This window comes from Gardnerella washingtoni (assembly GCF_049262705.1).
GTDB lineage: Bacteria > Actinomycetota > Actinomycetes > Actinomycetales > Bifidobacteriaceae > Bifidobacterium > Bifidobacterium vaginale_D.
In genome coordinates this window covers 1,323,419-1,349,752 of sequence record NZ_CP058398.1, presented here as the reverse complement: position 1 = coordinate 1,349,752, position 26,334 = coordinate 1,323,419, and the positions used below count along the sequence as shown (strand labels likewise).

The following is a 26,334-nucleotide window of genomic DNA, read 5'->3' as shown; positions in this document are numbered from 1 at the left end:
AATAATGCTGAATAATGCGGGATAATTCCAACTAATGCTGAATAATGACGATGCGAGTTAGTTGGGTTATAGACCAAAAAGTGTGTAAAGCTAGGGTTGTGGGTTATAGTCCAAAAGACCTATAACCCACATTTTTTACTTGGCACTGTTAACTCAACCTTAAACCCACCGTATTTGCTTCTACTTATATCAACTGTTCCATTATGAGCGCCAATAATCTGCTGAACAATCAGCAAACCCAAACCATGCCGTTGCTCTGCAGTACTTGTATCGCAAATCATATAGTGCGGTTCATGATTAAGCTTTTCGATTTTTTCATCTGAAACACCTATACCGTTATCTTCAACACAAATAATACAATTATTATTATTTGCAGCAACGGATACATAAATCGTACACCCATTTTCATTATGAGATATGCTGTTCTGAATAAGATTAGATATTGCTCGTTTTAATAAATCTTTGTCTACATTAATATTGCAAACAGTCAATTCTGCGTTCGTTTCCCATTTAATCGAAAACTCATCTTGCATACCCATGTTCATAAAATCCACAACAACTTGCCTAACAACAGCAACAACATTTTCTTCTTTTTTCATAATTGGTTGCATATTGTATTCAAGTTTTGAAGCCAGATTAAGGTCATTAATCAAATTCTTCATTCTGACACTTTGCTTAATAATCATCGTTGCTTTTTTACGATCTTCTTCCAAAATATGGAGAGAATTTTCTAACTGTCCCGCATATCCCATAACCATAGATAACGGCGTACGAATATCATGCGAAACCCCAGCTATCCAATTCGCTCTTGCAGTCTCTCTTTTCCTCAATTGTTCTTTTTGTATTTGCAAAATATCGGAAGCAGAATTTATATTAGATGAAATTTCTGAAAGCGCTCCTGTTTCTGGAATATGCACGCTTTCTCCACTAGATAAACGTTGTATCCCTTTTGTAATCGGATTAATTGATTTTAGTAGTTTTATATTAGCTATTAAATAAATTCCAAGAATCAGCAAAATGTTGATAAATAATACGCTTAAAACAATCTGCGGAAAATTTGAGATTAAACTGTAGTTCCAACTTGGTCGCGTATGTTTCCAAAAACTGTTGTGCGGAAATCCGACTACAACAACTCCATCCTTATTTTTGCCAGTGTAAGTTGGATAACCATCAATGTAACCAACGCTCAAATTAGCTATATCAGACAAAGTATAGTCGTTTGGAATACCTGCAGGGACATTTTCTGTTTTCCATACGACTTTCAACGTATTATTATCAATCAAAATTGCCCATGCGCCAGAATTTGTCAATTTGGAAGACATATTTTTTGATAATGCATAATCCCCACTTGCGGATAATTGTAATGCTTCTCCCGTCTCTTTTGCTATGCTATAAGGAGACATCTCTTTATCGGGAGCGTAGTTTCCTATAAGTACAACAAACGCAATAATATTCATTAATACTATAAGCACAGAGCTTAGTAGAAAAATACTTATGAAGCGTTGTATTAGTTTTGGTATGCTTTTCATTCTGCTTTACTTCACAATCAGCTTATACCCTAAGCCTTTAACTGTTATTAAAGAAACAGGCTGCGATGGATTGAGTTCTATTTTTTCTCTGATACGACGTATATGTGCCATTAAAGAATTTTCATATCCAAAAGGATTAGCTCCCCATGTAGCTTCACATAACGCGTCAATTGTTACAATGCATCCAGCATTTCTATAAAGTGCAGAAAGTAAGTCATATTCTTTGGCTGTGAGTTGAATATGTTCGTTATTTTTTATTACTTGGGCAGAAGAAAAATCAATCTGACTATTTTTCAGTTTAACAATGGGATTTTCGTTCTTGTAGCTTCGTCTTAAAATTGCCATAATGCGAAACGTTAGCTCTTTTGGAAGAAACGGCTTTACAATATAATCGTCTGCTCCTAAGTCAAATCCCTTAAACTTATCTTCATCTTCACCGCAAGCAGTAAGGAATAAAATAGGACAATCACTATATTGTTTTATCTGCTTCATTAGCTCAAACCCATTACCGTCGGGGAGCATAACATCAAGGATTGCTAATTCTGGACGTAATTTTTGTGTTGCTTCTACGGCATCTTTTATACTTTTTGCAGTCGTTATATTATAAAAACCGTATTCGTTTAATATGGACACAACCATATCTAGAAGTTCCTGCTCATCATCAACAAGCAGCAGATGCTTGTTCAATAAATAATCATTCAGATTCATGGAGAACCCCCTAACATATATTATGCCATGTGAATATTCATTTTTTGACCTCGCATAAAAATGTAAGGTAGATGTAAGGTGAAGAGAATGTTGTAGAAAGGTTGACGCAATATCATAAATCCCGAAAGGAGATATTGCCATGAACAATATTGTTACAACAGAACATTTAACAAAAAAATATAAATCATTTATTGCTGTTAATGATGTTTCACTTCATATTCGCAAAGGTAGCATTTACGGCTTTCTTGGGCCAAATGGAGCTGGAAAATCTACAACAATGAAAATGCTCCTAGGGCTTACGGCTCCAACAAAAGGTGTATTTACAATCGACGGAAAGCAGTTTCCTGCCGATCGCATACCTATTTTGAAAGAAATAGGCTCATTTATTGAATCACCATCTTTCTATGCAAATCTAACAGGTAGAGAAAATCTTGACATTATACGTCGCATTTTAGAACTACCTAAGAGTGCGGTTGATGACGCATTAGAATTAGTAGGTCTTTCTGAGTTTGGAGACCGTCTTGCAAAAAAATATTCGCTTGGCATGAAGCAAAGGCTTGGTCTTGCTGGAGCATTGCTTGGTAGACCACCTATTTTGATTTTAGATGAGCCAACAAATGGACTCGATCCATCTGGCATACACGAAATCCGAAATCTGATTAAGTCGCTGCCAGATCTTTACGATTGCACGATTCTTATTTCTTCTCATATGCTATCCGAAATTGAGCTTATTGCAGATGATATTGGAATACTTAATCACGGACACTTGTTATTTGAAGGTAGTTTAGATGAACTACGACAGCATGCTTTACAATCTGGTTTTGCTTCCGACAATTTGGAAGATATGTTCCTATCCATGATTGATGAAGACAATAAGATCAGGAAGCAGAGTGCAAGACTATGAAAACGCTTGTAATCGAACTAAAAAAATGCAAGAGAACTGGTTTTATAGCTCTTATGATTGCTATTGGCGTTATGGGAGCAGCGTACGCTTTTGTGAATTTTATTGTACGAAAAAATACATTATTAAACCTGCCTTTAGCTCCTATGGATATTCTTCTCACACAGCTTTACGGCATGATTATGGTGTTAAACATGTTCGGCATAATAGTCGCAGCATGCATTATCTACAACATGGAATTTAAGGGAAATGCAGTAAAAAAGATGCATATGCTGCCTATGAGAGTTCCTGCTATGTACCTATGCAAATTTATGCTGCTGACTGTTCTATTACTAATCGCTATTTGCATACAAAATTTGGCACTTGCAAAAATCGGTGTAACAGATTTGCCACAAGGTACGTTTAATGTAAGTACTCTTATATCTTTTGCTGCATATTCATTTATTACGTCAATGCCTGTATTGTCCTTTATGATTTTTGTATCATCACGATTTGAAAACATGTGGGTAACGCTTGGAATTGGTGTAGCAGGATTTTTAAGCGGCATGGCATTGGCTTCTTCAGACATTGTGCTTTTTATGGCATCACCTTTTATCGTTATGTTAAAACCAGCAGTTGCCATGAGCGCGCAACCTAATACTACGGTCGTAATCGTATCCATAGTTGAAACACTTCTGTTTTTATGTTCTGGATTGTGGGCGGCTAAGAACCTGCACTATGAATAAGGAGATTATGAAAATGAGATTTTTTGAACTTTTTAGAATCGAATTTAAGAAAGTAAAACGTAGTAAAATTATTCCTTTGATTTTTATTGCGCCATTACTTGTGGTTGGATCTGGTGTAGCAAGCCTTCATAGCTACTTCACTCCAGAATATACACACGCATGGGCTGCTATGTTTATTCAAAGCGCATTAGTCTACTCATATTATCTGCTTCCGCTTAGTATGATTGTTATTTGCGTGATGATTGCAGGACGAGAAACAAGCAATAACGGAATACTAAAAATGCTGGCATTACCTGTTAGCAGATACGCGATTTCTGCTGCAAAATTTTGCGTACTGCTATTTTATTTGCTTATGGAAATGGTCGTATTTTTTGCTGTATTCGTTATAGCAGGATTGTTTGCAACCAGTAGTACAGGAGTTACAGAAACGCTCCCAATTGTGTATCTACTAAAATGGTGTTTAGATCTGTTTTTGACTATGATTCCAAGCGTAATAGTCATGTGGGCGATTACTGTGCTTTTTGAAAAGTCAATGTTATCTGTTGGATTAAATATACTTCTTGTGATTCCTGGCGTATTAATAGCAAATACTCCACTTTGGATAGTTTATCCTTATTGTTACAGCGGATATATGGTTTCCCGCTCTCTACATGCAGTTACATCAACAGGATTAGTAAACGGATTTAATCTTATACCATTTTTGCCATGTGCAATTGCAATATCTGTGTTTGTATTTTTGATTGCAATAACACAATTTGGTAAAAAAGAGATGAGATAACAAGGTATATTAAATAACAATGCAGTGAGATAACAAATGAAACGAAATAACAAATGCAGATGTGACTTGCAAAATCGCATATAAGGTTTTAGCTATACACAAAACGCGTAAAACGTTCAAAACGCAGTATGGAAACAAATAGAACAAAAACAAAAAGCTTTCGGTTTTGAATGCCACTAGTAGCAAACAAAACCGAAAGTAACACATTCAACACTCAAAACCACCACACGCACAACAAACGCCAACACAAATCAGAGATAAAAATGTTCTTGCTTCTATTAAGGCGGCGGTTGATGCTAGCCCAGAGTTGCGTAGTAAAAAAGCGCTTATTGAAGGGTTTATTGCACAACTTAACGAGAAGGAGCTTGAGAAGCTTGCGGATTATAGCGATGACACTGCTGTTTACGATTCGCACGGCAACAAGTTGAGCGTTGTTGATTGCTGGAGCGAGTATGTTGAGCAAAAGTATAATCATGACTTGGCACAACTCGTGCAAAGCGAAGGATTAAACGATGCTTTGACTCGTAAGTTTATGGAGAAATCTTTTAGCGCTGGCGAAGTAAGTGAGCTTGGCACAGATATTAATGATTTAATGCCTAGAATGAGCAGATTTGGCGCTGCGGCTAAGGCGCGCGCTGAGAAGAAAAGTCGCATTGTAGAAAGTATGAGAAAACTGTTTAATGAGTTTGTTGGACTTATTGGCTTCAGTCAATACGAAAGATAATTCTCATTATCAATATCATTTTGCAATATTTCCGCATTTTTTGCGCTGAACTATATCAATCTAGTTGATATATCGATATTATGTACCTGTGGGGCCTTTGTATGGCAAGTTTTAGTTGGGTGCGCTCGATTGGGGTAGAGCGTTTAGAAATGCAGGAAGTGCGTGAAGTGTGTGAAGCGCAAGCGCGCAAAATGCAAAAGACACAAAAGAACGCGAGGAGATGTTATGCGCGCGTGTGTAAAAGTGCGCTGGATTATTCGTAATTCGGCTGCGCTGATGCTGGCTGTGTGCATGCTTATAAGTTGTGTAGTAAGCTCATTTGCTATCGCTACGCCAGTTTTCGCAACAGATGCAGATCGTTCATACGCTACATGGACTGAAGTTTCCAAGGCTATAGATAATCAATTACAGCAAGGTCAAAACGAATACAGAAGTGGTAACAATTCCGGTGCTGCGACGAGATTCCAAGCAGCCTACAATTCTGTGTACGTTGCTTCAAACATGATTACAGTTGTGCGAGATACAATTGGGCAGGATAAAGTTCAAGCGCAGCAAGACCAGTTCCAGCAGTTGCAAACGCTGGTATATCAACAAAATCAAGGTTCGCAAATAAGCGCTGTATCAAAAGCTCTTTCAGAAGACGTTGCACAAACTGCAGCTCAACTTGACTCAAATGCTAAGTTAGATAAGCCTAATATTTACGCACAAAAACTTCGGGCGCAAATCAAAGCAGAGCGAAAAAAGCTTGACGCTGCAAAAAAGAAAAATCTTGGCAGAAATGGTCGCACATGGAGTCAAGTTGCACGAGAAATGAACGTTATTCTCGACAAGTCCGTTGCAACCTACAAATCTGCAAAAGGAAACCAGTCGCAAGTCGCAACAGCCGTTGATTTAATTAACGAAGCCTACTACCAGTATTATGAAAAACTTGGCTTTGAGAAAAACGTTATGAATGCAATTAGTGGAAGCCGCGTTTCAACAGTCGAATATCAGTTCAAAGAGTGCCGCCAAGCAATGAACAACGGCAAAACGGTTGAGCAAGCTAAAAAGTTCGTAACGGATCTTAAAGCAATGCTTATAGAAGATGCTGCAAAACTTGACGGTGGTGCTTCTTCTAGCGCAAACCCGTTGATGCAATTTATAACTAGTTCTTTTGGTCAGGCTTTTGTTATTTTACTGCGTGAAGGCTTAGAAGCATTGCTGGTTGTTGCAGCAATTATTGCGTACCTGATTAAATCTGGTCACAAAAACATGGTGAAGTACATTTACTTAGGACTTGTTGCTGGTATTGTTGCTTCGCTGATTGTTGCTGCACTGTTCGGACTATTGTTTAATGGTTCTGGACCGCAGCAAGAGATTACGGAAGGCGTGGTTGCACTGTTTGCAATGCTTATGCTTCTGTACACAAGCAACTGGATGATTTCGCGCTCTTCTGTACAAGCGTGGAATAAATACATTAGCGATCAAACCACGGCTGCCGTGTCCCAAGGCAGCTTGATTTCGCTTGTACTGCTTAGCTTCTTGGCAGTGTTTCGTGAAGGTGCAGAAACTGTAATCTTCTACCAAGCTATTTTTGCGGTTTCAAACGGAGCTGATTCCATGATTTGGGGCGGTTTCGTTGCTGCGGCTGCAGTTTTAGTAGTAATTTTCCTGCTGATTCGTTTCGCATCTGTGCGCATACCAATTCGCCCATTCTTCACCGGTACAAGTGCTCTTATGTCTGTGCTTGTGGTGATTTTTGCTGGCGGTGGCGTGCATGCGCTCATAGAAGGCGATGCGCTCGCAGGTATGTATATTCAAGGCTTGCCAACTAACGATTGGCTTGGATTCTACCCGTATGTGGAAACGATTGTAGCTCAAATTGTAGCTGTAATCGTGGTAATTTCGCTGCTTTGCGTATCTATTGTGCGAAGCCGTGGAAAGTGTACGGTAGAAAATAAATAAGCAAAATAATCAAAAATAACCAATAAATAACTAACAAATAAGTAACAATTAAACAACGAGTAACTCACAAATAAATAACCAATCAACAAACAGAGAAGGTTAGATATGAAGAATAATAAGATGATGGCACTTGCTGCCTTAGTGCTTGCAGGAATGCTTGCACTCGCTGGATGTGGTGCTAATGGCAATTCTGCTAAAACTGCCGCTAAGTCACAAGCGACTGAGCAGAAGGCTGACGACAAGGCCGACGACAAAGGCGGCGATAAGGGCTTTGAAGAGGTGCCAGTTGGCCCTCACCAGGATCAAAACATTGGACCTCTTACTATCGGTGCCGTATACTTCCAGCCAGTTGATATGGTTCCAGCTGGCATGGGCTTGAAGGCTTCAGAAGCGAGCTTCCATCTTGAAGCCGATATTCATGCTAACCAAAAAGGCACCAAGCTCGGCTACGGTAAGGGCGAGTTCATTCCAGATTTGACTGTGAACTATGAGATTGTTGACAAGGCAAGCGGCGAATCTGTTGGCAAGGGCACGTTCATGCAGATGAATGCTTCCGATGGTCCTCATTATGGTGCAAACGTTAAGCTTGACAAGGCTGGCAACTACAAGCTTGTGCTTTCCATCGAATCCCCAGAAAAGAAGGGTTGGATGCTTCACGTCGATCCTGCTACCGGCGTAACTGGTCGCTTCTGGACTGAACCAATCAAGGCAACATTCGACGACTGGAAGTACACTCCTCGCCAGTGGTAGTAATAGTTAGTAATAATCAGAAGTAGTTAGTAATTATTAGCAATTATTAGTAATTATTGAGTTAAAGATTATAACTGATAGCAAAGGAGGGAGTTATGCTCAGACTGTTCGTAGCAGTTATGCCTGGGCTGCTCCCTCTTATGCTACTTACCATGGGCTTAAGCGCTTCTCTTACGGTTGGTGAGGGGCGAGATAAGCCGCTAAGTGCGCGATGGAGATTGTATGGCCTGTCGGTTGGCACAGTTGCCGCACTTATTTTTGCGATTCTTCGAGCAAGCGTAGTAATTAATCAGCGTAACTTTATTAACATGCCTGCGCTTTGCGTTGCAGTTCCTTTCGACATTGCGGCGATTGTAGTTGTGCTTCGTTCGCACAAAACTGTTGAAAACTGGCGTACGCACCAGCTTGCAATGCACATAAGTAACGCAATCGGCGCGTGCGCACTAGCATTTACCGTATTTTATGCGCTTCCAGACGTTATTTTACAGCTTACAATTTTCGTAGATTCAAGCACGCCGCCGTTTACTTCCGACATGCTTTTGCGTGCTCTTGGTTTTATTCTAGGTATTATTGCGGCGATTTGTTTAAGTCTTATGGCTCGTTCAGTGCGAGCTACAGCTAGCGCAATTTCCTTCAAAATTGCAATTGTGCTCAGCATGATTATTCTGCTTGTGCAGCACGTAACTTCACTTTTGCAGATTATGCAAGGAAGCATTCTGCTTTATATTGACGACTTTTCTTTCAGCGTGCTTGTTTGGCTGATTAACAATAATCCGCTGATGATTATGGCGCAAATTTGTGTGTTTTTGATTCCTGCAGTTGCATCTCTCGTAATCGGTTTTAAGACGGCAGTAGTTGGTGAAAATGCTGCAGAAATTCGCACAAAGCGAGCTTTTAAGCGCAAATCTCGAAAGTCTGCGCTCGCAGCGCTTTTGGCTGCAGTTACGGTAATACTTACGCTTACTGCAGGCGTATCTATTATGAATATTAAGCCAACTCTTACGCCTCCAGAACCGTACGAATTGCACGATGGTGTGGCAACTATCAACTTTGTGCAAATTTCAGACGGCCACCTTCACCGCTTCCAATACAAAGCAAAAGATGGCACTGTTATGCGCTTTATAATCATTAAAAAGAATGGTGGAGCATATGGAGTTGGTTTAGACGCGTGTGAAAACTGTGGAGACGCAGGCTACTATGAAAAAGACGGCAAGATTATTTGCCGCAAATGTGACGTAGCAATTAACTTGGCGACCATTGGTTTTAAGGGTGGTTGCAATCCGATTCCGTTCCCGTATAAGGCTGGGCATGGCAAAATCACCATTCATACTGCTGATTTAGACGTGCTTAGTTCGCACTTTAAGTAAGGAGCAACTAATGTTTATGATGCGTATGGTTGCTCGCTCTCTTGTGCGGCAAATAAAAAAGCGCGTTCTGATTGCGCTTGTAGTGTGTTTAAGCGCGTGCGTAAGCGTTGCAATGCTTAGTGTTGTGTATGACGTTGGAGACAAGATTAACGCCGAGCTTAGCTCATACGGTTCGAATATTGTTGTTCAACCAAAATCTAGTGCTGTTGTGAATGATTTGTATGCGTCTCGCGAGCAGGAAGATGCTGCTTCTTTGCATAATCTAGCAGCTGCCGAAAGCCAAGAGTCTACTGCTTTTTTGAAGGAATCAGACGCTGCAAAAATTAAAATGATTTTTTGGGCGTTCAATATTACGAATTTTGCGCCGAAAATAAAAGTTCACGCCAATCTTGAAGTGAAGTCTTCTACGAAAACTGTGGTGCCGATTGTTGGAACTTGGTTTAATCGCAAGCTTGCGCTGGCTTCTGGTGAAACAACTGTTGTTGGCGTTCAAGGTTTGCGTTCTTGGTGGAAGATTCGCTCAGGCAGATGGGCAAAAGATAATCAATCCGAGGCAATGGTCGGTGTGAATCTAGCGGAACGTTTGCACTTAAAACTTGGCCAGCGTTTGCGTTTGCTTCGTGACGGACGCAAAATTTTGTTGCGCATTGTGGGCGTATACGATTCCGGCGACGACGATAATAACGCAATTTACGCAAGCTCTAGCGATGCTCAAAACCTTGCAAATAAGCCGAATATGGCTGATTTGATTGAGGTAAAGGCGCTTACTACTCCTGAAAATGATTTAGCGCGTAAGGCTGCTAAAAATCCGGCAGCACTCAGCCAAGAAGAGTGGGAGACTTGGTATTGCACTGCTTACCCGAGTTCGATTACTTACCAAATTGAGGAGGTAATTCCGGGAGCTGTTGCAAAACAGGTTCGTCAAGTTGCGGCGCTGCAGGGAAACGTATTGAATAAGACGCGCGCTGTTATGGTTTTGATGACTGCATTGAGCTTGATTGCTGCGGCTGTTGCTGTGGCGAATCTTATGGCTGCTTCGATTTCGGAACGTTCCGGTGAGCTTGCCTTACTTAAGGCTTTGGGCGCACGAGATGGTGCTGTTGCTCGTCTTATGCTTATGGAAACTGCGGTTATTGCATTTGGTGGAGCGCTTCTAGGCATGGTTTTGGGATTTGCGGTGGCACAGATTATTGGTTTTACGGTGTTTGGTTCTGCGATTTTGTTCCGACCAATGGTATTTGTGCTTGTGTTTGTGCTGCTTGCGTTGACTGTGCTTGCGGCTGCAGGCTCGTCGATTCGTTCGATTTTGAGTGTGCGTCCTGCGGAGGTGCTTCATGGCAGGTAAATCTTATATGACTTCCAACAATGCAATGTTTATAACCATGCTATTGAGCGCGGTATTTCGCCGAAAATCGCGTGCTCTAATGGCTGTTATTGCAACGCTTGTTGGTGCTGCTACGCTGTTTTGTTTGGCTGCAATCTGCCTGGTTGTGCCCCAGCAGATGAGCGACGAAATGCGCGCGTATGGAGCGAATATTATCGTAACGCCAATTGAGGGCGAGTGGAAAAACGGTATTGATCGCGCAATGGTTTTGCATACAAACGATATGGTTCTTGCAAAAGGTGCTATGCGATCTGCTACGTATCGTTACGAAAATGTGCGTATTAACGCAGCTCCGTACGTTTTAGCAGGAATAGACGTTCGTTCAGTAAAGTCTCTTAATAAGCATTGGAATGTAGACGGCTCTTGGCCGAGCAGCGGAAATGTGATGGTTGGGCGAGATGTTGCTTCTGCGATGGGCTTAAAAATAGGCTCTCGTATTGCAATTGCGTATAGATCTTCGGATAATACTAACGGCTCGCATAAGCCTGCAGAGAAATCTGAAGATAAGTCTGCAAGTAAATCTGCAAATAAGTCTACAAATCAGTCTGCACAAAAATCTTCTCAACAAAAGCTTGTTGAAGGCAGAGTTTCAACGGATATTATGGATACTCACGGCACAACTTTCCGCGTTTGTGGCATTTTGGACACTGGTGGTGCAGAGGATTCCATGCTTTATGCACTAAACGCAGATGTAAATACTCTTACTGGAGTTAAGCGCGGAGCAGACGTGATTGCTTACTCGTCTTCTGCGCCTAGCGTTGATGCGGTTGTGAGAAGCATTAACAATATGACTTCTATGCGCGTGCGCGCTCAGCAGGTTACTAAAGTTACTGCTGCTGACACTGGTATTATTACTATGCTTCGCAGCCTGTTTTGCATAGTTTCGCTAGTTGTGCTCGCGTTGATGATGGTTGGTGTGAGCACTACGATTTCTTCGATTGTGCAACAGCGTCGAAACGAAATTGGTTTGCGCAAAGCTTTGGGTGCAAGCGCTAAGAGTATTGGCGTGGAATTTACTGCCGAAGCTGGATTATACGGTTTCGTTGGTGGCATTGCCGGTACGGCAGTAGGGTATGTGTTTGCGCGTTTGCTTGCGGCAATGGTGTTCGCTAGAGATTTGGGTGTGAATTGGTGGCTTGTTGCATTTTCTGTTGCATTTAGCCTGATTGCTTCTTGCGTTGCTGCGTTGCCGCCTGTTTTGCGCGCTTCAAAAATTGACCCTGCAATTGTGCTTCGAGAAGAATAATTTTAAGCGTAAATTTATGGATTGTTTAAGATTTGAGTTAAGGATTTAACATGGCAGAGAATGTAGAAAATAAGTTGGAAGGCGCGGAGTCTAAGCCAAAAATGCTGTTGACTTTGGATCATATTTCCAAGATCTACGGCTCTCTTCGTGCTGTTGACGATTTGTCGCTTACTGTGCCAGAAGGTGAGTGGCTTTCTATTGTTGGCTCCAGTGGTTCTGGCAAAACAACGTTAATGAACATTATTGGCTGCATGGATTCGCCGTCCAAGGGTTCCGTGTCTTTGCAAGGACGCAAACTTGAGGATTTGAACGCCGGTCAGCTTGCTGACGTTCGTAAAAACGTAATCGGCTTAGTTTTTCAAAAGTTTTATCTTGTACCACATTTAACGGCTGTTGAAAACGTGATGGTTGCGCAATACTATCATTCGGTTGTTGACGAAGCTCAAGCGATGGACGCTTTGGATCGCGTAGGTTTGAAGGATCGTGCTTACCATCTGCCAAGTCAGCTTTCTGGCGGCGAGCAGCAGCGTGTGTGCATTGCTCGTGCGCTTATTAACTGTCCTAAGTTGCTGCTTGCGGATGAGCCAACTGGCAATTTGGATGAAAAAAATGAGCAGATTGTGCTCGACTTGTTTAAGCAGCTACATAAGCAAGGCACGACGATTATTGTTGTAACTCACGATTCTTTGGTAGCTCAATGCGCTGATCGCGAAATTATGCTTAATCACGGTGTGCTTGTTGGTGAGCGCTGGAATAATGAGGATGCGCGTAAAGCGTACGAGGCGATTGGCGGCAAGCCTGCGTTTACGAGTGCGCATATTGATGAAAGCGTTGCGGAAGCTTTGCAAGACCATGAGCCTACTAAGTCGCCTAAATTAGCGAATTTAGATGATTAGTTGCGTAAGATTTTAGAATATACAAGATTTAAAGGCGATGATTGTATGATTTCAGATAATATGTTTCACGATGTTTCACGCGACGATTTGAAATCCAAAAAAGTTACGAAAACCGTTGCTACACTTGCGATTGTAGCTGCATCGTCTGCTATGTTGTCTGCTTGCGGCGAGCCGAGTGCTGTGCCGATGAACGATGAGTTCGCTGGTAATTCTGGTCAAAGCGCAGACGATAGTGGTACCCCTTCGAGTAAGTACGATTCAGGTGCTCAACAATCGCACGCTTCTGCGCAAAGTGAGGATTCTCAGAATCAGCAAAATCAGCCTAAAACCGATACTGGCAATTACAAAGATGGTGAATACAAAATCAAAGCCACGTATGGCCCAGTTGCGGAAGATAGTATTGAAGTCAATTTAAGCGTTGCGAATGGCAATGTGAGCGATGTGCAAATCACTCCTCATCCGTTTACGCCGATTTCAAGAGGCCATATGAATGCATTCTCAAAGGCTATTCCAGGAAAAATCGTTGGAAAACCGTTGAAAGATTTGCATATTTCGGTTGTTGCTGGAGCAAGTTGGACTAGCGACGCATTCAATAAAGCGCTTGACGTTGCTCGCCAAGAGGCTTCAATTCAATCCGCAAAATAATCTACAACCACCTTAATCTTTGACTTCAAGAATAGTGCCTTCGTCGCGAATCATCGTTGCTGCCATAGCTCCGGTTGCTGCCATAAATGGAATAATCGCATTACTGTATTCGTGCATGAATTGTGCAAAATCATGATCCCAAGAAATAATCGCAACGTACAAAAGAAGGAATTCGATTGCTGTAAATATTGCCCACTTAAGAATCCAAATAAGCGTTTTTTTAATAAGTTTTATAGAGTCCTTGCTCATGAGTTGCCTTCTTTCTAATTTGCTGTTTTGTTCGTGAGCATTGTAGCTAATTAGCGTACGTTGCTGCTCGTTCGTATGTATTTCTAGTATAAATGTCGCAATCCTTCGAGCAGTACGATGTACTCAGAACTTAGTACTCAATATTGCACGGAAAATGTTGGTAATTAGACTTAAAGCAACGCACAAATATGTTGTGCAAATACGTTACAAATACAAGGAGATACAAACATGAGTAGCGCAAATATGGGTAGTGCAAGTATGAGTGATTTTGGTATAAGCTCTTGGCAACCAGAAGATAACGTAAACAAAATAGGAAACGTTAGTGAAAATAGCATTAATCAAATTCAGGAGCAGGAAGATAACCTTGCGGAAAATAGTAGCGAAGAGCTTTCACAAGATGACATTGATGAATTAGCTAAGCAATTAGAAGAATTCTTTACAAAATATATCGTGCTAGAAAATGGCTCTTTTGTTGTAAAAGAGGATGCTATTATTGCAGACGGTTATGGCAATCATATAGAAGATTTTCGCAATGCTGCAAAAGGATTAAATCTTTCAATGGAAGATCAACGATAAGCTTAAATCCGTAAAGTCTTAAATCCTTAAAAATCGCTTTCATCAATAGGGTGACCTTGTGGGCGCTTTATGACGCGCCACAGAATCACCAATGTTACAACGCCATTTGCAATTCCGTAGTAATAAATCCAAGGAACGTGAATAAGCCCACAAATAAAGCATGAAATAATATTTGTTAAATTATTTAGATAATTGCTACGTATTTGCTTATTTTGTGATTCAACTTTTTTGCGTTTTTGCTCAAGAGTCATTATGTAATCTTTGTTGTTTTCTATATTCTCAACATCACTACTTATGCTGTTAGCGCCTGCGCCGTCAATCTTAGATATATTATTTTCTATATACGCATTTTTTTCTTTAATAACGATTTTTCGCAAGAAAAAATATGCATAAGAATACAATGCAACAGAAAGAAGTCCTGGAACAAGCCACAAAACGAAAAAGCCAAAGCTACGCATAAAAGCAGCTGTTGAGGCAAGCGCCATCGCAGCTACTTCTGCGGAGTGCAATACTACTAATCGTTTTGTCATATAATCCTGCTGCAATCATTATTGAAACTGCATTTTCAAACGCAACTAAAAGTCACATATTGTTACTTATTATAAGCACATATGATCTACGCGCAGTACTTGTAATCATTTTTTACTACACAATTTGCCCTACTTTGCGCGCGTTTATAAAGTAGAATATAAGAAAAGTAGCGTGTGATTGCAAGAAAGCCATTATGCCAAAAACGTATGCAATAGTAGATAACGACCCGCTAGTTTTAGCGGTTATGCGAAACGTGCTCAGCAAGCTTTTGCCGAGTGAGTACGTGTGCAAATGGTGCGTAAAATCTGGAGCGCAAGCTTTGAAATATTGCCTCGTAACAAAAACAACTCCGGATTATATTTTGATAGATATGTCAATGAAAGACATGTCTGGAGTGGAAGTAATACGCGCAATTCGTGAGCAAAACAACAGTATCATTTTAATTGGCATGACTTCCTACGATTGTAGATCCTACGCTTCGATGGTTGCGCAAGTTGGTGGGCAAGCAATGGTCGCTAAAGACAATTTCAAAGGACTAGCAGAAGCTTTGCAATATTGCGATAATCAGAAGGTGTATGGCTGCCGTTGCGTTAAAGATGTTGCTTACGATTTTGCTACTCCGCAAGAATCTTTTATTAGGCTTTCTAAATCAAGGTCGCGAAGCGTTTTGCCGCCTCAAGAGCTAAAAATCATGGATCTGCTCGCTAAAGGCTACACAACAAATCAGATTGCGGCTCAACTTGGTCTTATGCCAAACACTGTAAACACGCATATTCATAGGATTTACAAAAAATTGCATGTTTCTAACCGCGTGCAAGCAATATCTGCATTTGCTGCAATGCAAAATCGTGAGCAAAATAGCAATATGCAATATTTTAATGATTCGCTGCAAAATCATCAGAATCTTTTGCAAGAAACGGATAACGCATGGTAATGAAAACATTTTCGCGTGTTATTGAGTTGGTTAAAAGCTGGAAAATTCAACGAACTTTATTCATAATATTGGCGATTCTTGTAGTGTCAATGGATGTGCAATCTTGCAATACAGCTGGTTTGTGGCATAACCCGCAGCAATCTGTGTGCCAATACGTTTGGATGTTCGCAATATTTCTTTTGATTGCTTTTTCACGTCAAATATCCCTCGTAACTCCGATTTTGTATTGCGTAACGTTAGCAGTACCAGGCGTAAATGCAACTTGCTTTCTTTTTTCATTGATCGCTAGCATGTTTGTTGCAGGCTTTTACGATTCGTGGAAGTATTTGCTTTGTGCGTACATAGTTTCGCTGAATATTATGTACTTTGCAAAAATGGCGTACATTCCGCTTACTTTTCCTTGTTTTATTCTTATTTCCATGATTTGCGGTTACGCTTTGCGCAAGTATTTGAACATGTTGGAAGAAAATAATCGCGCAAAAATGGATATTGTACGAAGCAAGTTCCAGTCTTATATTGCGTCGGTTGCGTTGCAATTGCATGACGATGTGAACAATGAGATTACGGATATTACGCTGCTTGCAACGGATGCTTTATATGCTGAGAATAGTGAACATACAAAAGAATCGTTAGAGCAGATTGTTGAACATTCGCGTAACGCGCTTTCCAAAGCGAGACTTGTTATCAGCCTGCTTGAGCAAGCTGAGCAAAAGTATGATGATTCTTTAGATTCAAATATTGCCAGCACGCAGTTCGTTTATGGTTCTAATAGCAATGATCGCATGAATTTGACTGATTTTTTATGCAATATTCGTGCGCGCTTACAAGCTGAACAGCAAATTTGTGAGCAGCTTGGGTATTATGGCTCTCTAACAGTGGTTGATAAAAGTTCGGGGAGTGGTGATTTTACTGCATCTGCAACTGTTAATACTGAAAAGGCCCAATGTGCTATTCGCATGTGCAGTGAGTTGCTTACTAATATTCGCAAGCATTGCAATACTAGCGTTGATTTTTCTATGAATGTTACGGTTGATGAGCGCGAATGCAAAATAATGTGCATGAATTCGATTTCGACGTTGAATAAGTTTGGCGAAAGACTTGTTTTTGGCAAAGGTCTACTGTTTCACAAAAAATCTGTGGAACGTTTAGGCGGATCTTTAAGCGCTCAAAAAGATGACGACACTTGGTTGGTTAATGTTGTTATTCCGTTAAACTAGTGGCGCTCAAACTGCCACGATAGCTCCATGTTCTCATATGTTACGTAAATATATATCTTTATTATTTTGGCGACAAAGCGACAATTTTGGCGACATAAAAATGTCGCTTTGCGTCATATCTCTCATGCTCATTCTTGACAAACTCATACAACAACTTTATTATTTTTAATAAAAGTTTAATTTAATTAAAGTTTTATAGGTTGAAGAAAGGGGTGATATGGATCATATTCCAAAATGGATGGCTAATCTCACAGACGAAGACATGTCGTTTATAAAGAACTTTGTATTATCGTCTGGATCGTTAAAAGAAATGTCGCAAATGTATCAAGTCTCTTACCCAACGATGAGAATCAGGCTTAACAGGCTCATCGAAAAACTGCGCATAGGCGACAATGAACCAGAAGACCCGTTCGTTCTTTTGGTAAAGAGTCTTGCTATTGACGATAAATACGATGTTGACACAGCTCGAACACTTATAAACGAATATAGAAAAAGAAAGGATGAATCATGAGCTATGCATTATTTGGTCCGATAATTGACATTCTTATTGCACTTGCTATATGTGCTTTAGTGTTCTTTGTTGCAAGAAGTCTTATTCGCTATGCGCATTCTCTTAAGAAGGACGATAAGTCATCTAAACAGTCTGCAGAAGATAAAAGAATTGCGTTACAGGACTTATAAAACACAAAAACCGAGTTATCGTGGCAGATTTTGTTAATTTTGCAATTTTTGCAACGATAACTCGAAATTTAACGAAGAGAAGAGAAGCAATGCAACTACCGAGCTAACGCCTCAATATGCAACACACGATCACATCGCTGAGCAATCAAAGGATCATGTGTCACTACAAGCAATGTCTTGTTATATTCTTTATTCATCGCTTGCAATTGCGCAAACACTTTATCGGCAAGATCTCTATCAAGTGAACCCGTCGGCTCATCTGCCAAAATCAACGAGCCAGGTTTCAGCATTGCACGAGCAATCGCAACTCGCTGCTGTTCACCACCAGAAAGCACAGCAATACGGTCATTTTTAGCATACTCAATATTGAGTTCAGCAAGAACTGCATCAATCATTTGGTGTTTAACAGACTTTGACTCTTTATTATATGCCATCGCAATCCACAAATTATCAAATACAGTTCGATTATTGAGCAATGCAAACGATTGAAATAAATAGCTAATATGATAACGACGTAACTTAGTAGCAGCAACAGAATTAATAGCTGGAAGTTCTTTGCCAGCAATCTTTATTTCACCTTTATCATAGGTTTCAAGCATGCCGAGAATGTTTAGAATAGTGGATTTTCCAGAGCCGGAAGCCCCCATGATTGCTAACGATTCTCCTTGTTGCACACTAAAACTAAGATTATGTAAAACCGGTCGATTCCCATATGATTTATAAAGATTGCGTACACTTATTAAAGGTTCAATACTGTTATTTTGCATTATCGACTACTCCTTTACCATAGAAGTAATGTGTTTATTACTCAAATAATATGTTTGTATCGTTAATAATATGAGTTCAATAATTGCCGAAATTAGCACATATATCATGCCAGAACGAGTCCGTTCAATCGAAGCAATAACAAAAAGTACTCCTTGAACGATTCCCACAAGCAAGAACGGCATAGAGAATATGCGTAATAGCGAAAAACCAAGCAATCGTTTCACCGCAATACTTTCTTGATAGCATGCTGCAAACATAGCAATAATCGCTATAAGCAATATCAACATAAGCAGGGTAATAAGCAGAATTACGCTACCAAACAATTGCAACGTCTGCATAATCGTCTTTTGGTAGCCTGCAATGCATTCTCCTACTTGTAAGAATTGAAGATGATTATCATCAAGATGATACCGTGCAGTATAAGCGTCGCTCAGATATCGAGCTGCTGCTTGATCATTCAATTTAATGTAGCTATTGTCAAGGCCGCCAGCAAGTAATGATTCACTTTCAGATGCATTCAAATTATCGCTCGTCGCATAAAAAATAATAGGATCTTTTACCATAACTTTATGATGAATATCCGTAGACCAGTTAAACCACTCGCGAGAAGGATGATACGTGCGGAATGCGAATTGTGGATGCGCAGTAAACTTGGTCGAAACATCAGTAGACGTTAAGTTGTCTGACTCTTGAAGCCACTGCTTCATCGAAGTCTGCTCTTGAGGATTATACGTGTCGGGAATGAAGTAGATGCGCACACCCTGACGAGCAAGGTTTTTGACCTCGTTATCTACAGTAAATCCTTGATCTTGCAAGTACTTAGGCGATGCCACAAACGACCAGAATGGCTTAGAAGGCACATGCTTATATACGCTACCGTTGCGCCAATCTTGTAGTATATCCGCATCAAAGAAGCTTGTGTAAATAAGCCTTACTCCTGGCTTATCCTCAATAGAACGATACCATGCAAAAGCATCTTTGGCATACTGCGTCGATTGACCAGATACCGAAGCACCATCTTGCCCTACGAGGTGGTGATACATAATTCTCTGGTTTAATACAGGATGCCACATACGAGCAACTTCCACACTTTTCGTCAACTCGCCTATTGGCCCATCTATGCTATGCACACCTTCTAATACGCATGTTGATGCAATAGCATAAACGAGTGCAAGAGCAATAAGCATACCACGTTTGGTAATACGATTACGAATTGCATCTACTGGTTTTACAGAAATAATCATCAAAATGACTAATGCACTGAGAAGCAACACAACTGCAATAACTGGCAACGCTATAATCAGCGCCTGCATTAACAATTGAATATTCCATATAAATCCGTGAGTAAATAAACTCATCACGATACAAACAAGAGGATATACGGCGAGCTCTGAAACAAGTATCGGCATAAGATGACGCAAAGCAAACGATGAACGCGACCAACCCAACAATAGGTAGCTTCCCAATGTTCTATACGAAAGATACCCATCAGCGATTATCGTAATGCCAAGAAGCAACACTGTTACAATGCAGACAATAATAAAAGTAAGTTGATTAAAACTATTGGATCGTGCTATTCCAGATTTTCCACGTTGAAAATCTTGGTAGGTTGTACCAGCGATGCGAGCAGCTTGAGTAACTAATGCATGGTAGTCTCGATTGGAAAGTCCCACAATCCTGTAATCACCAAGCTTTGTTTTACTATTGTTGACGAGGGCATCTAATTGACGAACAACTAAACGCGAACCCTCAATGGAAATAGTGGGCAGATCAGCAAGCATATCTGCTTTTGCCATATCAAGTCCAAGCGTTTTGCTACTTTCGCTGTGCAATAATTGCGTAAAGGCATGCGATGTCAGAATTGGCGTTCCGAGATATGACAAGGTAATAAGGTCTTCTTTACCTCGAGGATTGCCAAATATGCCAAGCTCAAAACCATCTACACCGGCGTCACTCGCTGCCAAGCGCATATCATTACGAACCACAAAAGCATTATGCTGAGCAACAGTATTCTTGAGTAATGCATAAATTTGATCAGCTTTGTCTTCTGTCACACCGCGTAATGAAAAAAGGCGACTCGTTTGTGGATATATAGCAATACAATCACCCAAGGAGTCGTTCATTTTTGTCAAACCTAACAGCGATGCAAATAATGCAAGCAGAAGAACAAGTGCGCATGACAATGAACGCAACAATCGAGACATCGCATCCCCTATGATAAGTTATTCATACATACAGATTATTTGCAATCCCAATATGCAGTAGCGCATGGAGCCAATGCCATGGAAATTGCTAACACTACTGTCGATGCAATACGTGAAATTTTCTTCATCGTAAACCTCCAACTTATTTGCTGGGGGGGGGCAATGTGCCTCCCACTAACATGATAGATTCACTTATTTGTTGCGTCAACAAGAAATGCTAACGACTTATTCCGACCGAGTATTTAGACGAACCTTTGCGTAGCAAACGCAAATAAGAAGTTAATCTGCGATGCAGAATGGTGTTTCGTTGCTATTTTATACACGTTATCGCGTCAGTTTTTGCTAGCTAGAATAAGTCGTCGTGAGATCCTAAGCGTAGGAATATAATGCAATCTTCTTTAACTTGATACAACAGTAGAACATCTGCAGACACATGCAATTCATGCACGCCTTTATATGAGCCTTTAAGAATATGATCTCTATAAGTTGCAAGCTCGCGAGAATCTGCACCATTGCAAATAAGTCTTACAATATTGATTACCTGCTCAATATCGTAATGCTTCTGCTTATATTTCTTAACATCTCGCAGATAGATTGGACTATAAAATGGCGGTTTAGGCATTGCGCATCAGCTCAGCAAAATCGTCAACAGTACCTGCAGCTATTGGTTTTTCTTTCATAGCTTCATCAATAGAGTGCTCATATGGAGAACTTTCAAGTGAAAATGGGAAACGTTGCGTATTTACAATCTGATACAAAAATAGGTTGACTGCTGAACTCATATCAAGACCATAATGTTCAAGAACTTGCGATGCGCTATCTCGTATTTCTGGGTTAACTCTTACACTTAATCTGCTTGTTTTGGCTGTTTTTGTAGAAGTCATGTTGTTTCCTTTAAGCTTAAAATCATAAATTTGTTATTCATGCTTTGCTTTATTGTAGCAGACATGTAGCACCCAACGTAATGCCAAAGTAGCACCATTGTGCACACAATTATTACTAAATCGTGCGTTATCGTGGCAAAAATTGCAAAATTGTATCCTACAGGATAAAATATTTTTATGGAGATACTTAAAACAGATGAGTATCGCAATTGGATGAAAAAACTTCGCGATACGCAATCTAAAGCTCGAATTAACGCGAGGTGAGATTATGTGAAATTGCAGGCAAGCCAGTAGGTGATTTGCATCCAGTTTGCAATGGCATTAGCGAGCTGCGTTTCGCTTTTGGACCAGGATATCGTGTGTATTTTGCGCAAAAAGGCTCAAAGCTAATGCTGTTACTCGCTGGTGGAGATAAAAGTAGTCAAAGTAAAGATATTAAACAAGCAAAGATACTCCTTGCACAGTTAATTGAGGAGAAGAAATGGTAAATATAAGTAAATGGGATGCGAGTGAGTATCTTGAGAACGATGATGATGTTATTGCATATCTCAATGCCGCAGCAGAACTTAATGATCCTCGCTTGTTGCAAGCTGCTATAGGCGATATTGCAAAAGCTAAAGGAATGAAAGAGATTGCTCAAAAAGCCGAGGTTGGAAGGGAAAGCCTTTACAAAAGCTTAAGACGAGACGGCAATCCCAGCTTCCAAACTATTGCGAAGGTTGTTCAAGCGTTAGGTGGACGTATTGCAATAGAACCAGCAAATGTGTGACGCACACAGTTATCGTGGCAAAAATTGCAAAATTAGCAAAAACTGCCACGATAACGTGTGTAACATAGCAACGAAACACCATTCTGCATTGCAGATTAACTTCTTATTTGCGTTTGCTACGCAAAGGTTCGTCCAAATACTCGATTGAAATAGATCCAAGTACTCGATTAAAGCGCAAGAAAGCATAATAATTTATTCTTGCACAATGGCTATTGCTCTGCATGAAGCGGAACGTGTACATTAATAATCCACGAATCGCCATCTTCAATAACTTTAAAAGTTCCGCCAACTCGTTCCGCAAGCATCTTATGGAAACGCAGTCCATATCCTAATTGCAAGTTAGCAAGAATACCTCGTTGCGCACTATTTATACACGTAATATGACATTCATTGTCATTAAGCATTACATTCATGGCGTATTCTTTAGGCTTTGCAGCATGCTTTTTTACGTTTGCAAGTAGTTCTCGGCAAATATATTCAATTTGAGCACATTCTTCAAAAGGCAAATGGATTGACCGAGAATCTTCAGCAGCTAAATCACTATTCAAGTCAATGGAACCAATATAGCCAAGCTTTTCAAACGACTTTTGCTCACCATCAAATAAAACGCGTAATCCTGTACAAAAATCTTTATAACATGTAGTCGATTGCATAACATCGCCAGTGCTTGCAGTTGTAGCATTGTCAAGAAGAGAAATAATATTACGTGCTTTATGAATAGTTGTAGTAGCACATTGAAGAATCTCTCGAGAATTTTCATGCTCTTGTTCATGAGTTGTTTGAGGTTCAATAGACTGTTGGGCCATCATCATAATACTGGAAAGCTCATTAGTTACTTCATCATGCATGCGAATTGCTGCAATAGTGGCATATTTTTGAAAAACGTTGTAACGCTGTGCAAATAACTGTTCCTGCTGTTGGTGAATAGTGGAAATATAGTATTTTACGATTGCGCTAGAAATAAGAGTGATAAGAAGCCACCACGCTAACACATAAGCGTTTTGAAAATCGCATATAATAAAGAACCACGAAGAAACTCCGCAAGAAGAAAGCACAGTGTACCAAGGTTGAGTAATTACAGCAATTGCCAGACAAATCAATATGGTAAGCATCATAGATGAATAGTTGATATTTGGCGCAATAATTACCAACGGCATCCAAATGAGCACAATAAAAGATGCTTTACGAGGCCAGATTGCAATACATAAGCAGATTACAATCCATACTATTTCAACCGTAATTGCATGCCAATTAGAGTAGTAATGAAGATTATTATAGGAACAAATTTCAAGAATCAAAGTACAACTTATGATTGCGCCAATTCCAATTTTCTGCCAAGCGTCATGCGGCAAAAAATTGATCATACGTGTTAATAATTTCATAACTACCTACTTTTACACGTTAATTTCTTACACGTTATATGTCATGCGAATATTTTGCTAGCGCAGCAAGCGCCTGCATTCGACTTCGGACGTGAAGTTTTCCATAAATACGCCGTAAATGCGTGTTGACTGTTGAAACTTTCACATTAAGCTGATCTGCAATCTCTTTCGTAGAATACCCCTGTTTGCACAAGCGCATAATTTCCGATTCTTGAGGAGACAAAACTGAAGTCTTCGGAAGTTGAGAAATCATATTAAATGATTCTTGCGGAGTGTGAAAATAGTCAATATATTGTGGCAATTCTGGACACCCGTAGCTTGTTGCGCGCGATTGGATAGCTGCAACTACGTCTGATAAATTGTCTTTATGTACTAGCGCTTGACCGCCTGACTTAGCAACTTGCAATACGTATTCATCTAACATGTAGGAAGTAATGCCGATTAAAACAATATTGCTATTGCGCTCGCGAATTGCTTTAATTACATCAACACCACTCATTTCTCTCATTGACATATCTACTAAAAGTACGTCAGGAGTATTTTCTGTAACGCAACGATGAATAGCTTGTTTTGCAGAAGAACACATCCATGCACAAACAAAGTTTTCAGGCAAACGACTTTTTAGAAGAAGTTGCATGTACCGCAATACAAGCGTGTCATTATCAACAATTGCGTAAGTAGTGTTCATACAATATATGGTATCTTGTTTTGGAATTTGCTTATCAAGAGATGTGCGATTGTATTGTTTTTCTCAAATTATCAAGATTGTACACATTAAAGTGCCATACGCTAGCACTTTCCGTTGGCACACTCCATTCTTCGGTTTTGCCATTCGCAGTAAAACGAATTATTTGAGTTGTTGGCTTACTTATAACTTCAAAATTAGTGAGTTGATTCCACGCAATACGACGAAGATACTTATCGTCTAATTTAGCTAGATTACCCGAGCCTAAAATGACATTCGGATTAACAATAATAAACTCATTATTAGTGGCAGCAATAATACGCGCAACAACGCTTTGCGCTACATAGAATAATTTAGGTAACAAAAATAGTTTGATTAAATCTTTCCACCAAGGGTCGTACTTCATAGTAAGCACATACGTTTTGCCCACTGAAAGATTATGCGCTTTAAAGTACTTAACAATATCCTCTTCTCGTATACCGCGCAAAGGATTAGTCATAATAAGCACCTCCTCGTGATTCTTGTTTTGTAAATTATCAACATACTAACGTGCAGATTTTATCTACACAAATAGGCGTACCTATTTTTAACGATAGTGCTTTTAGAAAAACTTTTAAAAAACTTTTACTATTGGCAGTTTGCATGTTCTAAACAATCAACATTTAAGAATATTTCCGTTTTGGAACTATTTTTAAATATAGGCTTACTTATGGAGTTATCGTGGCAGTTTTTGCTAATTTTGCGATTTTTGCCACGATAACTCGTATAACATAGCGACTGTGCAATTAAAGTTGCGTAACTATTGTCGCGTGATCAGTTAAAAAATATTGCCTGTTCATCAACCTCGTTGATGCACAGGCAATATTTTCAAAACAACAAAATTTGGTAAATAATCTAAATTTTGCGGCTAAATCGTTTACTATTTTGCTACGTCAAGAACTACTAGACGTTGTCCGCCATAAGTTCTGGCATCAAGACAAGTTTGAATGAAGTAAGCAGATTTAGGGAATTGATCAACGTACTCTTTGAATACTTTTAGCAACCTATCCGAGCTTCCGCCACCCTCAAAGTCTTTATAATCCGCCACTTTGTAATCTTTGCCGTTTAATTTAACTGGCATGCCTTTTTGGAGTTTCTTTAATAAGATGCCTGAACTATTCAAACGGTCGACAACCATATAATGGCCAGTATTAACCTGGAACCAGTCGTCTTGAAGAGTCCAGTGGTAGAAAGCATCTTTAACGTAAGCCAACTGATCAGGATAAGCGTCCCAAATAACGCGTTTAGTTTCGCCTAGGGCTTCCAAAGTACCTTCTTGTCCCTTTACAAAGGCTTCGGCGATTTTCTTCTTTGAGGCTTTTTTGACTGATTTTGGATGTTTTTTAGTCGAATGGTGGGCTATTTTTGTTGGCGCTGGTTTGTTTGCATTGGGACTACCGCAGGCTGCTAGCCCCACCAGCGAACTGAATAGCACTACAACACAAAGCAATTTTTTATAAGTCATTTTCCCCATAAATGGGCTTCTTTCTTCTTGTAGATGCGTCTAACGGCTGTTAGTTATCCTTATAACTTGGACTCCAACTTTAGTGCCCGCTCAGTTCAGTTTAAAATCTTGGTTTGAACGTGAGTAGGAAGTGATGGCCACTGCCGATTTTTGCATAAATGAATCAACAAGACCGGTTCCTTTTCACATAGTGTACCATAAAGACTGAGTGACCTGTGTTATTTTTTGACTTCTAGTTTTTATATAGGATCTATTTTGCTGCAATAATTGACCTAACTAAATTAAAATTGGTTAACTAATTAAATTAATTAGTTAACCAATCAGTTAGTTATTCAGTTATTTAGTAAATCAGT

29 protein-coding genes and 1 pseudogene are annotated in these 26,334 nt (G+C 39.9%); 18 read left to right on the top strand and 12 right to left on the bottom strand.

The features are described 5' to 3' along the window. Nucleotides 1-119: 119 nt before the first annotated feature. Complete coding sequence (locus HXT28_RS05285) at nt 120-1,529, bottom strand: sensor histidine kinase (protein WP_016636910.1); 1,410 nt, start codon at nt 1,527-1,529, stop codon at nt 120-122. A 6-nt stretch (nt 1,530-1,535) separates the two neighbouring features. Then, complete coding sequence (locus tag HXT28_RS05280; RefSeq protein ID WP_032814825.1) at nt 1,536-2,237, bottom strand: response regulator transcription factor; 702 nt, start codon at nt 2,235-2,237, stop codon at nt 1,536-1,538. Nucleotides 2,238-2,376: 139 nt separating this feature from the next. On the opposite strand from HXT28_RS05280, the gene HXT28_RS05275 reads away from it, so the two are divergent. From HXT28_RS05275 to HXT28_RS05225, 11 genes and pseudogenes are all read left to right on the top strand, one after another. Beyond that, nucleotides 2,377-3,141, top strand: coding sequence for an ABC transporter ATP-binding protein (locus tag HXT28_RS05275; RefSeq protein ID WP_004105713.1), 765 nt, complete (start codon nt 2,377-2,379; stop codon nt 3,139-3,141). Further along, nucleotides 3,138-3,863, top strand: coding sequence for an ABC transporter permease (locus HXT28_RS05270; RefSeq protein WP_016636908.1), 726 nt, complete (start codon nt 3,138-3,140; stop codon nt 3,861-3,863). The genes HXT28_RS05275 and HXT28_RS05270 overlap by 4 nt, the downstream gene beginning before the upstream one ends. A gap of 13 nt (nt 3,864-3,876) precedes the next feature. After that, complete coding sequence (locus tag HXT28_RS05265) at nt 3,877-4,641, top strand: ABC transporter permease (protein ID WP_032814827.1); 765 nt, start codon at nt 3,877-3,879, stop codon at nt 4,639-4,641. A 253-nt stretch (nt 4,642-4,894) separates the two neighbouring features. After that, a pseudogene (locus HXT28_RS05260) lies at nt 4,895-5,365 on the top strand (type I restriction endonuclease subunit R, EcoR124 family); the annotation flags it as partial. A 225-nt stretch (nt 5,366-5,590) separates the two neighbouring features. Beyond that, nucleotides 5,591-7,309, top strand: a complete 1,719-nt coding sequence (locus tag HXT28_RS05255) for an FTR1 family iron permease (protein WP_016636904.1) — start codon at nt 5,591-5,593, stop codon at nt 7,307-7,309. Between the two features lie 105 nt (nt 7,310-7,414). Continuing rightward, the gene (locus tag HXT28_RS05250) at nt 7,415-8,059 is read left to right on the top strand and encodes an iron transporter (RefSeq protein WP_016636903.1); all 645 of its coding nucleotides are present in this window, start codon (nt 7,415-7,417) and stop codon (nt 8,057-8,059) included. A 95-nt stretch (nt 8,060-8,154) separates the two neighbouring features. Next, complete coding sequence (locus HXT28_RS05245) at nt 8,155-9,426, top strand: DUF2318 domain-containing protein (protein WP_016636902.1); 1,272 nt, start codon at nt 8,155-8,157, stop codon at nt 9,424-9,426. A gap of 10 nt (nt 9,427-9,436) precedes the next feature. Next, the gene (locus HXT28_RS05240; RefSeq protein ID WP_016636901.1) at nt 9,437-10,771 is read left to right on the top strand and encodes an ABC transporter permease; all 1,335 of its coding nucleotides are present in this window, start codon (nt 9,437-9,439) and stop codon (nt 10,769-10,771) included. Further along, nucleotides 10,761-12,056 carry an ABC transporter permease gene (locus HXT28_RS05235; RefSeq protein WP_016636900.1) on the top strand — a complete coding sequence of 432 codons (1,296 nt, stop codon included), beginning with the start codon at nt 10,761-10,763 and terminating at the stop codon, nt 12,054-12,056. The genes HXT28_RS05240 and HXT28_RS05235 overlap by 11 nt, the downstream gene beginning before the upstream one ends. 50 nt (nt 12,057-12,106) lie before the next feature. Then, nucleotides 12,107-12,952 carry an ABC transporter ATP-binding protein gene (locus HXT28_RS05230; protein ID WP_081091175.1) on the top strand — a complete coding sequence of 282 codons (846 nt, stop codon included), beginning with the start codon at nt 12,107-12,109 and terminating at the stop codon, nt 12,950-12,952. 45 nt (nt 12,953-12,997) lie between these two features. Continuing rightward, nucleotides 12,998-13,597, top strand: a complete 600-nt coding sequence (locus tag HXT28_RS05225) for an FMN-binding protein (RefSeq protein WP_032814828.1) — start codon at nt 12,998-13,000, stop codon at nt 13,595-13,597. 12 nt (nt 13,598-13,609) lie between these two features. On the opposite strand, the gene HXT28_RS05220 is transcribed toward HXT28_RS05225, so the two are convergent. Further along, nucleotides 13,610-13,846 (bottom strand): hypothetical protein, encoded by a 237-nt coding sequence (locus HXT28_RS05220; RefSeq protein ID WP_016636897.1) that lies wholly within the window; start codon nt 13,844-13,846, stop codon nt 13,610-13,612. Nucleotides 13,847-14,074: 228 nt separating this feature from the next. Between HXT28_RS05220 and HXT28_RS05215 the strand changes: the two genes are divergently transcribed. Then, entirely contained in the window at nt 14,075-14,422 is a 348-nt protein-coding gene (locus tag HXT28_RS05215) for a hypothetical protein (RefSeq protein ID WP_016636896.1), read from the top strand. A 26-nt stretch (nt 14,423-14,448) separates the two neighbouring features. On the opposite strand, the gene HXT28_RS05210 is transcribed toward HXT28_RS05215, so the two are convergent. Next, nucleotides 14,449-14,952, bottom strand: coding sequence for a hypothetical protein (locus HXT28_RS05210; protein WP_016636895.1), 504 nt, complete (start codon nt 14,950-14,952; stop codon nt 14,449-14,451). Between the two features lie 194 nt (nt 14,953-15,146). On the opposite strand from HXT28_RS05210, the gene HXT28_RS05205 reads away from it, so the two are divergent. From HXT28_RS05205 to HXT28_RS05190, 4 genes are all read left to right on the top strand, one after another. Beyond that, nucleotides 15,147-15,887, top strand: a complete 741-nt coding sequence (locus HXT28_RS05205) for a response regulator transcription factor (protein WP_422113343.1) — start codon at nt 15,147-15,149, stop codon at nt 15,885-15,887. Next, complete coding sequence (locus tag HXT28_RS05200; RefSeq protein WP_016636893.1) at nt 15,881-17,104, top strand: histidine kinase dimerization/phosphoacceptor domain-containing protein; 1,224 nt, start codon at nt 15,881-15,883, stop codon at nt 17,102-17,104. Before HXT28_RS05205 ends, HXT28_RS05200 begins: the two co-directional genes overlap by 7 nt. 217 nt (nt 17,105-17,321) lie before the next feature. Beyond that, nucleotides 17,322-17,615 (top strand): DUF2089 family protein, encoded by a 294-nt coding sequence (locus HXT28_RS05195; RefSeq protein ID WP_016636892.1) that lies wholly within the window; start codon nt 17,322-17,324, stop codon nt 17,613-17,615. Next, complete coding sequence (locus HXT28_RS05190) at nt 17,612-17,785, top strand: hypothetical protein (protein WP_016636891.1); 174 nt, start codon at nt 17,612-17,614, stop codon at nt 17,783-17,785. Before HXT28_RS05195 ends, HXT28_RS05190 begins: the two co-directional genes overlap by 4 nt. Before the next feature lie 95 nt (nt 17,786-17,880). On the opposite strand, the gene HXT28_RS05185 is transcribed toward HXT28_RS05190, so the two are convergent. From HXT28_RS05185 to HXT28_RS05170, 4 genes are all read right to left on the bottom strand, one after another. Continuing rightward, nucleotides 17,881-18,552 (bottom strand): ABC transporter ATP-binding protein, encoded by a 672-nt coding sequence (locus tag HXT28_RS05185; RefSeq protein WP_410296385.1) that lies wholly within the window; start codon nt 18,550-18,552, stop codon nt 17,881-17,883. Between the two features lie 6 nt (nt 18,553-18,558). Then, complete coding sequence (locus HXT28_RS05180) at nt 18,559-20,757, bottom strand: hypothetical protein (protein WP_422113342.1); 2,199 nt, start codon at nt 20,755-20,757, stop codon at nt 18,559-18,561. Between the two features lie 346 nt (nt 20,758-21,103). Beyond that, a complete protein-coding gene (locus HXT28_RS05175) occupies nt 21,104-21,379 on the bottom strand; it encodes a type II toxin-antitoxin system YafQ family toxin (protein ID WP_012913985.1) in 276 nt (91 codons plus the stop codon). Next, nucleotides 21,372-21,641 carry a type II toxin-antitoxin system RelB/DinJ family antitoxin gene (locus HXT28_RS05170; protein ID WP_016636887.1) on the bottom strand — a complete coding sequence of 90 codons (270 nt, stop codon included), beginning with the start codon at nt 21,639-21,641 and terminating at the stop codon, nt 21,372-21,374. The genes HXT28_RS05175 and HXT28_RS05170 overlap by 8 nt, the downstream gene beginning before the upstream one ends. A 260-nt stretch (nt 21,642-21,901) precedes the next feature. Between HXT28_RS05170 and HXT28_RS05165 the strand changes: the two genes are divergently transcribed. Both HXT28_RS05165 and HXT28_RS05160 read left to right on the top strand, forming a co-directional pair. Continuing rightward, nucleotides 21,902-22,129 (top strand): type II toxin-antitoxin system RelE/ParE family toxin, encoded by a 228-nt coding sequence (locus HXT28_RS05165; protein ID WP_016636886.1) that lies wholly within the window; start codon nt 21,902-21,904, stop codon nt 22,127-22,129. Next, complete coding sequence (locus HXT28_RS05160; protein ID WP_016636885.1) at nt 22,123-22,410, top strand: addiction module antidote protein; 288 nt, start codon at nt 22,123-22,125, stop codon at nt 22,408-22,410. The genes HXT28_RS05165 and HXT28_RS05160 overlap by 7 nt, the downstream gene beginning before the upstream one ends. A gap of 209 nt (nt 22,411-22,619) precedes the next feature. On the opposite strand, the gene HXT28_RS05155 is transcribed toward HXT28_RS05160, so the two are convergent. The 4 genes from HXT28_RS05155 to HXT28_RS05140 form a co-directional block, all read right to left on the bottom strand. Next, the gene (locus HXT28_RS05155) at nt 22,620-23,792 is read right to left on the bottom strand and encodes a hypothetical protein (RefSeq protein WP_016637934.1); all 1,173 of its coding nucleotides are present in this window, start codon (nt 23,790-23,792) and stop codon (nt 22,620-22,622) included. A gap of 34 nt (nt 23,793-23,826) precedes the next feature. After that, complete coding sequence (locus HXT28_RS05150; RefSeq protein WP_004129674.1) at nt 23,827-24,480, bottom strand: response regulator transcription factor; 654 nt, start codon at nt 24,478-24,480, stop codon at nt 23,827-23,829. Between the two features lie 34 nt (nt 24,481-24,514). Continuing rightward, a complete protein-coding gene (locus HXT28_RS05145; RefSeq protein ID WP_004129675.1) occupies nt 24,515-24,976 on the bottom strand; it encodes a hypothetical protein in 462 nt (153 codons plus the stop codon). Between the two features lie 420 nt (nt 24,977-25,396). After that, nucleotides 25,397-25,990, bottom strand: a complete 594-nt coding sequence (locus HXT28_RS05140) for a hypothetical protein (RefSeq protein WP_016636882.1) — start codon at nt 25,988-25,990, stop codon at nt 25,397-25,399. Nucleotides 25,991-26,334 lie beyond the last annotated feature (344 nt).

What these genes read in the sequence shown, in the direction of transcription:
- HXT28_RS05235 (WP_016636900.1), top strand. Translation starts at nt 10,761, where the DNA reads ATGGCAGGTAAATCTTATATGACTTCCAACAATGCAATGTTTATAACC.
- HXT28_RS05265 (WP_032814827.1), top strand. Translation starts at nt 3,877, where the DNA reads ATGAGATTTTTTGAACTTTTTAGAATCGAATTTAAGAAAGTAAAACGT.
- HXT28_RS05205 (WP_422113343.1), top strand. Translation starts at nt 15,147, where the DNA reads ATGCCAAAAACGTATGCAATAGTAGATAACGACCCGCTAGTTTTAGCG.
- HXT28_RS05180 (WP_422113342.1), bottom strand. Translation starts at nt 20,757, where the DNA reads ATGTCTCGATTGTTGCGTTCATTGTCATGCGCACTTGTTCTTCTGCTT.
- HXT28_RS05220 (WP_016636897.1), bottom strand. Translation starts at nt 13,846, where the DNA reads ATGAGCAAGGACTCTATAAAACTTATTAAAAAAACGCTTATTTGGATT.
- HXT28_RS05225 (WP_032814828.1), top strand. Translation starts at nt 12,998, where the DNA reads ATGATTTCAGATAATATGTTTCACGATGTTTCACGCGACGATTTGAAA.
- HXT28_RS05255 (WP_016636904.1), top strand. Translation starts at nt 5,591, where the DNA reads ATGCGCGCGTGTGTAAAAGTGCGCTGGATTATTCGTAATTCGGCTGCG.
- HXT28_RS05170 (WP_016636887.1), bottom strand. Translation starts at nt 21,641, where the DNA reads ATGACTTCTACAAAAACAGCCAAAACAAGCAGATTAAGTGTAAGAGTT.
- HXT28_RS05250 (WP_016636903.1), top strand. Translation starts at nt 7,415, where the DNA reads ATGAAGAATAATAAGATGATGGCACTTGCTGCCTTAGTGCTTGCAGGA.
- HXT28_RS05280 (WP_032814825.1), bottom strand. Translation starts at nt 2,237, where the DNA reads ATGAATCTGAATGATTATTTATTGAACAAGCATCTGCTGCTTGTTGAT.
- HXT28_RS05185 (WP_410296385.1), bottom strand. Translation starts at nt 18,552, where the DNA reads ATGCAAAATAACAGTATTGAACCTTTAATAAGTGTACGCAATCTTTAT.
- HXT28_RS05195 (WP_016636892.1), top strand. Translation starts at nt 17,322, where the DNA reads ATGGATCATATTCCAAAATGGATGGCTAATCTCACAGACGAAGACATG.
- HXT28_RS05275 (WP_004105713.1), top strand. Translation starts at nt 2,377, where the DNA reads ATGAACAATATTGTTACAACAGAACATTTAACAAAAAAATATAAATCA.
- HXT28_RS05155 (WP_016637934.1), bottom strand. Translation starts at nt 23,792, where the DNA reads ATGAAATTATTAACACGTATGATCAATTTTTTGCCGCATGACGCTTGG.
- HXT28_RS05210 (WP_016636895.1), bottom strand. Translation starts at nt 14,952, where the DNA reads ATGACAAAACGATTAGTAGTATTGCACTCCGCAGAAGTAGCTGCGATG.
- HXT28_RS05230 (WP_081091175.1), top strand. Translation starts at nt 12,107, where the DNA reads ATGGCAGAGAATGTAGAAAATAAGTTGGAAGGCGCGGAGTCTAAGCCA.
- HXT28_RS05245 (WP_016636902.1), top strand. Translation starts at nt 8,155, where the DNA reads ATGCTCAGACTGTTCGTAGCAGTTATGCCTGGGCTGCTCCCTCTTATG.
- HXT28_RS05175 (WP_012913985.1), bottom strand. Translation starts at nt 21,379, where the DNA reads ATGCCTAAACCGCCATTTTATAGTCCAATCTATCTGCGAGATGTTAAG.
- HXT28_RS05190 (WP_016636891.1), top strand. Translation starts at nt 17,612, where the DNA reads ATGAGCTATGCATTATTTGGTCCGATAATTGACATTCTTATTGCACTT.
- HXT28_RS05140 (WP_016636882.1), bottom strand. Translation starts at nt 25,990, where the DNA reads ATGGGGAAAATGACTTATAAAAAATTGCTTTGTGTTGTAGTGCTATTC.
- HXT28_RS05240 (WP_016636901.1), top strand. Translation starts at nt 9,437, where the DNA reads ATGTTTATGATGCGTATGGTTGCTCGCTCTCTTGTGCGGCAAATAAAA.
- HXT28_RS05270 (WP_016636908.1), top strand. Translation starts at nt 3,138, where the DNA reads ATGAAAACGCTTGTAATCGAACTAAAAAAATGCAAGAGAACTGGTTTT.
- HXT28_RS05285 (WP_016636910.1), bottom strand. Translation starts at nt 1,529, where the DNA reads ATGAAAAGCATACCAAAACTAATACAACGCTTCATAAGTATTTTTCTA.
- HXT28_RS05160 (WP_016636885.1), top strand. Translation starts at nt 22,123, where the DNA reads ATGGTAAATATAAGTAAATGGGATGCGAGTGAGTATCTTGAGAACGAT.
- HXT28_RS05200 (WP_016636893.1), top strand. Translation starts at nt 15,881, where the DNA reads ATGGTAATGAAAACATTTTCGCGTGTTATTGAGTTGGTTAAAAGCTGG.
- HXT28_RS05150 (WP_004129674.1), bottom strand. Translation starts at nt 24,480, where the DNA reads ATGAACACTACTTACGCAATTGTTGATAATGACACGCTTGTATTGCGG.
- HXT28_RS05215 (WP_016636896.1), top strand. Translation starts at nt 14,075, where the DNA reads ATGAGTAGCGCAAATATGGGTAGTGCAAGTATGAGTGATTTTGGTATA.
- HXT28_RS05145 (WP_004129675.1), bottom strand. Translation starts at nt 24,976, where the DNA reads ATGACTAATCCTTTGCGCGGTATACGAGAAGAGGATATTGTTAAGTAC.